The sequence below is a fragment of the Actinosynnema sp. genome, from assembly GCF_052038725.1.
This window is the reverse complement of record NZ_JBQGCX010000708.1, coordinates 1-1,862: the sequence shown is the minus strand read 5'-3', so window position 1 is coordinate 1,862 and position 1,862 is coordinate 1. Positions and strand designations below refer to the sequence as shown.

Here is a 1,862-nt window from a genome sequence, read left to right as displayed (position 1 = left end):
GGCAGCGCGCCCACTGCGTGAAGAACGCCAAGCAGCTGCGCGCGGTTCTGGGCGACCTGGTCGACGACCGGTTCTACGCCGACCTGGAGGCCGACCAGGAGCAGCTGGCGACCATGTCGATGCTGCTGCCGCCGCAGATGCTCAACCCGGTCGTGCCCCGGTTGGAGGAGGGCGGCGACTTCACCGAGGCCTTCTACGCCGACCCGGTGCGCCGCTACATGCTGCCGGTGCGCTCGGACCGCGACCCGGACTGGCCGAGCCACCCGCACTCCTCGCGGGACTCGCTGCACGAGGCCGAGATGTGGGTGGTGGAGGGCCTGACCCACCGCTACCCGACGAAGGTGCTGGCCGAGCTGGTGTCCACCTGCCCCCAGTACTGCGGGCACTGCACCCGCATGGACCTGGTCGGCAACTCCACGCCGCAGGTCGCCAAGCACAAGCTCGCGCTCAAGCCGGTGGACCGGCAGGACCGGATCGTGGAGTACCTGAGGACCACGCCGGGCGTGCGGGACGTGGTGGTCTCCGGCGGCGACGTGGCGAACGTGCCGTGGCCGCAGCTGGAGTCGTTCCTGATGCGGCTGCTGGGCGTGGAGACCGTGCGGGACGTGCGGCTGGCCACGAAGGCGCTGGCCGGGCTGCCGCAGCACTGGTTGCAGCCGCAGGTGGTGGAGGGCCTGGAGCGGGTGGCGCGCACGGCGGCGCGGCGCGGGGTGAACCTGGCGATCCACACCCACGTCAACCACGCCAACTCGGTGACGCCGCTGGTGGCGGAGGCGGCGCGGACGGCGCTCGCGGTGGGCGTGCGGGACGTGCGCAACCAGGGGGTGCTGATGCGCGGGGTGAACGCGACCGCGACGGACCTGCTGGACCTGTGCTTCGCGCTGCAGGGCGAGGCCGGGGTGCTGCCGTACTACTTCTACATGTGCGACATGATCCCGAACGCCGAGCACTGGCGGGTCGCGGTGCGGGAGGCGCAGGAGCTCCAGCACGCGATCATGGGCTACCTGCCGGGGTACGCGACGCCGCGGATCGTGTGCGACGTGCCGTACGTGGGCAAGCGGTGGGTGCACCAGGTGCAGGAGTACGACCGGGAGCGCGGGGTGTCGTACTGGACGAAGAACTACCGCACCGGGATCGAGCTGGACGACGCGGAGGCGTTGGACCGGCGGTACCCGTACTACGACCCGATCCGCTCGCTGCCCGAGGCGGGGCGGCGGTGGTGGGCCGCGCAGGGGTGAGCGCGCCGGGGCGCCGCGACGCTGGGGCGGGGCGCGGCGCCGGTGCGGGCTAGAGCGCGTCGGGGTCGGGGACGGCCCGGTCCCACTCGCGCTCGAACTCCTCGGCGGTGATCTCGTGCCGGGCGAGCTCGGGGTCGTGCAGGTCGTACGGCGGGTTGAACGGCCAGTCGTCGGTGCGCAGCGCCCGCCCGTCGGGCAGGAGCACGACCTGGCGGGTGCGGTACCCGTCCCCGCCGATCTCGACGAGCCACTCCCCCAGCTCCTCGTCGCCCTCGACGGGAGGCGTCCTCAGGTGCACGGTCCCCCGCGCGGCCAGCGCGCCGAACAGGGGGTCCCGCCGCTGCTCGCGCCGCTGCTCCCGCATGGAGTCCAGCGGTGCGGGCAGCACCTCGGAGGACAGGTCGACCTCGTCGACGCCGGTGGCGCCCAGCGCCCGCGCGAGGGTGTCGGGGTCGTCCTCGACCCACACCTCGCTCAGCTCGCGCTCGACCTGCTCGGCCGAGTCCGCCGTGATCCACCACCACAGTGATCCCATGCCGTAGTGGTGGGCCGCCAGGTACCTGGGCACGCGCTCCTCCGCTCCTCCGCGTCCTCGGGCAGGGCGCACCCTGCGCCGGGTCAGGC

2 protein-coding genes are annotated in these 1,862 nt (G+C 73.3%); one reads left to right on the top strand and one right to left on the bottom strand.

Translation table 11 applies throughout. The features are described from left to right. Positions 1-1,238 (top strand): KamA family radical SAM protein (locus ACTUAL_RS14825; RefSeq protein ID WP_440900655.1); only part of this gene is annotated, 1,238 nt, incomplete at its 5' end. Positions 1,239-1,287: 49 nt separating this feature from the next. Here ACTUAL_RS14825 and ACTUAL_RS14820 read toward each other — a convergent pair. Then, the coding region (locus tag ACTUAL_RS14820; RefSeq protein ID WP_440900654.1) for a hypothetical protein at positions 1,288-1,862 on the bottom strand (575 nt) is incomplete at its 5' end.